6 protein-coding genes are annotated in these 3,007 nt (G+C 60.0%); 2 read left to right on the top strand and 4 right to left on the bottom strand.

Features of this window, described 5'->3' with window-relative positions:
• Window positions 1-161: 161 nt before the first annotated feature.
• Window positions 162-335 (top strand): hypothetical protein, encoded by a 174-nt coding sequence (locus tag L2A60_RS20115; RefSeq protein ID WP_235706236.1) that lies wholly within the window; start codon window positions 162-164, stop codon window positions 333-335.
• Window positions 336-794: 459 nt separating this feature from the next.
• Window positions 795-1,052 carry a hypothetical protein gene (locus L2A60_RS20110; protein ID WP_235706237.1) on the top strand — a complete coding sequence of 86 codons (258 nt, stop codon included), beginning with the start codon at window positions 795-797 and terminating at the stop codon, window positions 1,050-1,052.
• 63 nt (window positions 1,053-1,115) lie between these two features.
• On the opposite strand, the gene L2A60_RS21005 is transcribed toward L2A60_RS20110, so the two are convergent.
• From L2A60_RS21005 to L2A60_RS20090, 4 genes are all read right to left on the bottom strand, one after another.
• Complete coding sequence (locus L2A60_RS21005; protein ID WP_407932581.1) at window positions 1,116-1,262, bottom strand: hypothetical protein; 147 nt, start codon at window positions 1,260-1,262, stop codon at window positions 1,116-1,118.
• 42 nt (window positions 1,263-1,304) lie between these two features.
• A complete protein-coding gene (locus L2A60_RS20100) occupies window positions 1,305-1,715 on the bottom strand; it encodes a type II toxin-antitoxin system VapC family toxin (protein WP_235706235.1) in 411 nt (136 codons plus the stop codon).
• 1 nt (window position 1,716) lies between these two features.
• Entirely contained in the window at window positions 1,717-1,962 is a 246-nt protein-coding gene (locus tag L2A60_RS20095) for a type II toxin-antitoxin system Phd/YefM family antitoxin (RefSeq protein WP_235706234.1), read from the bottom strand.
• A gap of 394 nt (window positions 1,963-2,356) precedes the next feature.
• Window positions 2,357-3,007: tyrosine-type recombinase/integrase (locus tag L2A60_RS20090; protein WP_235706233.1), on the bottom strand; the 651-nt coding region annotated here is incomplete at its 5' end.

Below are 3,007 nucleotides of genomic sequence, written 5' to 3'. Positions count from 1 at the left end.
ACGCCCGTTATTTCCAGACCATGCGGTCCAATCCGCTCCATCATAAGTATCCACCTCCCGTAAGTGGACACCTATTCCCAGCAGCCCGCCACCCGGCCTAGGTGCGCCGAAATTCGCGCTTACAATTCTTTTGCTCCAATTTCGTCTCCCTCGTTTACGCAATGGCTTCCGAGGAAGTAACAGGCCAGCCGCGTGGTGCCATCGACCTCAACTACCAACGTGCAGCCCCGGCCGATCTGGCAAAGTATTTTCAGCAACCAAACTCCGGCTGGATCAAGCGGGGCCAGATAAAGCAAACCTTATTCATGCAGGGGAACCAATGGAATCTGGAATGAAGTGGACCCGGAATATGGGACCGGGGATGTAGCCATGTCTGGAACGCCCCCGTCGCGCAAGGTGAAAGTGGAACGAGGCGATGATCGCCGTGCAAGCGGAAAACCGCGGGATCGGCACAGGGCAGAGCCAAATCCTATGCCCTAGCCGCATGGCTCCAGCATCGACCGTGGTCTCCGTTCATGGGAATCCGGTCGCCGCAACCGAAAACTATCTTCGACCAACGAAATAATTTTGTGCCCGTGCATCGTTTTTTGCTGTCGCGGCGACCGATTGCGTACCCTTGGGGCGCCTCACTTTCGCGGGAACACACCATGGCGCGCGCAGCTGCCAATCACCGGCCGAAATGGACCCAAGACTGGACGCCGCCGTGGCGTCCCACAGATCGCGGCTATAGTTGCTGACCCTGACGCAAACCGCCTAAAATCACCTGTCCGGATAGGCAAGGAGCGCGCGCCACGATGACCCGGTCGGATGAAATGCTTGCTCACGAATTGCCAAAGATCCTGGCCGATATGATCGGGCTACACTCCGATCTGCGGGATCTGGGAGCTCGCCTCGCGAGCGCCGAGAACACACTCCTCGAACTGCGGAGCAACCTCAGCCATCAGCGAGCCAGTCGTCTACGACTTGCTGAACGTGCCGACCGCATCGACGCGCGCATCATAAGGATAGAAGAGGTTCTGGATGCAGACGAGCAAGGACGCCGTCCCGGATGATCAACCACTCGCGCAGCCGTGCGCCATCGGTGGAAGCAGCATCCGTGACCAGAAACCGGCGGATCACGCTATGACGGCCGTCGATCGAGACGTGGTTTTTGTAGCCGAGCGCCGGATCGGGATGTCGACCTGCGCTATTGGACGCCAGGCCACCTGGTCGCTGGCATCGGCGATCAAAGCCGGCCCCAGGCCGAGCTCGATCGAAGCCATCAGGTTCCCTGGCTGCACGGGAAACGGGAAGCTGTTCGGCCATCACGTCCCCGCGCCGAGCAAGGTTATATCGAGTGCGGCTGCGGCTTTTCGAAGATTGCTGTCCAGCGTCGCGAGCGGCACCGCCTCGCGTTGCGCCAGTTCGAGGTAGCTTGCGTCATAAACGGTGAGCCGGTGCTGCCGCGCAAGCGTGAGAATCGTGGCTTCCTGGGGCGTGCGGTCGATCATCACGCCGAACCGGGACAGCTCGCGCAAGAATGTAGCTGTATCGGCTTCGACCAAACGGCCACGGCGCTCACTGACGATCAGCGTGTTGCGGATCTCGAACCACCAGAGGCTGGGCGCCAGTGCCGCGTCAACACGGATCCGCTCGAGGGCATGGGCCGCAACAGGATGATCTTCATCGTCAAATGCCCAGCATGCCGCGATGGACGCATCGAGGATGAAGGGCATGTCAGTATTTATGGCCTTCGTGGCGGAAGGCGAGAATTTCCTCCAGGGTGATCTTTCCGGTCCGGCGCCGCAACGCCTTGATATTCGTGATCGCCTTGTCGATCTCGGTCTGCCGCCGGTCGGTCTCAGGGACGATGCGCGCGATCGGGCGGCCGTGACGGGTGATGCGGATGGTCTCTCCGCGCTCCACCTCGTCGAGAATCTGGGGCAGGTGGGTCTTGGCCTCGGACGCTTGGATGTCTCGCATAAAATTCACCATTTAGACTGGTTGATTCAACCAATCTAAATGGTTATCATGCCGGGATGCCGGCGTCAAACTGAGCCTGCTCATGGCTTTGTCTTCCCGGAATATTTCGTATGATAAGAACGTCATCATACAAAAAATCGGCGCCAGAAGGCGCTTGGCTGAGAGTGATTCGAAACCAGATTCCGAGGCCGCCTGGCCACCCGCAAGGCTGATTCAAGGCACAGACGAGCAAGGGCGCGACTCCGCATGATCATACGCCGCATGCCAAGGAAGAGACTCCCTGACTGCTTTTCCCGGATCGAAGCCGATCTGCTGGTCCTCAAATGGATGACCGCGGCTGCGCTCGCAGGCGTTCTGGTCCTGGTGGCAAACGCATCCCTTTGAAAGCAGCGCATTAACGTCTGCTACCTGAGAGCAGACCGATGGCCGACTTGGCCCCGTCCAGCAGCAAATCGGCCCATGCCTGGGCGAGTTCGCGGCGCCGGGGAAGATGCAGCGCCCGATTATAGGCCCCTTCGACCTTGTCCTTGGACACATGTGCCAACATGAGGTCGATGGTGTGCCGGTCGACCGGAAAACGCTCGTTCATGATGGAAGAGAACGCCGCGCGCCATCCATGGGGCACGTGCCGGTGGTGATACCCCGCTCGGTTGAGCAAATACCCCATCGCATTCTCAGACATTGGCTTGTGGCCGCTTCTGCCGTTCGGAAAGACGAAAGGCAGCCGCCCGGTAAGCGACCGCACGGCTTCGATCACTTCGACAGCCTGGCGCGCGAGGGGAACCGCATGGGGGCGCTTCATCTTCATCCGCTCGGCCGGGATCAGCCAGACAGGCGCGGCTTCGTGGAGCCCTTCGAATTCGTCCCATCGTGCGCCGCGCAGTTCTCCGGGCCGAACCGCCGTCAACGCGAGAAAGCGGATGGTGAACCGCGCCGGGAATCCTGGAGGCTCCAACTCTTGAGTAGGATGGAGCAATGGAAAAGCGGAAGACATCGAACAGATATTCACCTGAGGTCCGCGAACGCGCGGTGCGGATGGTGCTGG

The organism is Acidiphilium iwatense, assembly GCF_021556475.1.
Classification (GTDB): domain Bacteria; phylum Pseudomonadota; class Alphaproteobacteria; order Acetobacterales; family Acetobacteraceae; genus Acidiphilium; species Acidiphilium iwatense.
This window is presented reverse-complemented; position numbering and strand designations above follow the sequence as displayed.

What these genes read in the sequence shown, in the direction of transcription:
- L2A60_RS20115 (WP_235706236.1), top strand. Translation starts at nt 162, where the DNA reads ATGGCTTCCGAGGAAGTAACAGGCCAGCCGCGTGGTGCCATCGACCTC.
- L2A60_RS20110 (WP_235706237.1), top strand. Translation starts at nt 795, where the DNA reads ATGACCCGGTCGGATGAAATGCTTGCTCACGAATTGCCAAAGATCCTG.
- L2A60_RS21005 (WP_407932581.1), bottom strand. Translation starts at nt 1,262, where the DNA reads ATGGCTTCGATCGAGCTCGGCCTGGGGCCGGCTTTGATCGCCGATGCC.
- L2A60_RS20100 (WP_235706235.1), bottom strand. Translation starts at nt 1,715, where the DNA reads ATGCCCTTCATCCTCGATGCGTCCATCGCGGCATGCTGGGCATTTGAC.
- L2A60_RS20095 (WP_235706234.1), bottom strand. Translation starts at nt 1,962, where the DNA reads ATGCGAGACATCCAAGCGTCCGAGGCCAAGACCCACCTGCCCCAGATT.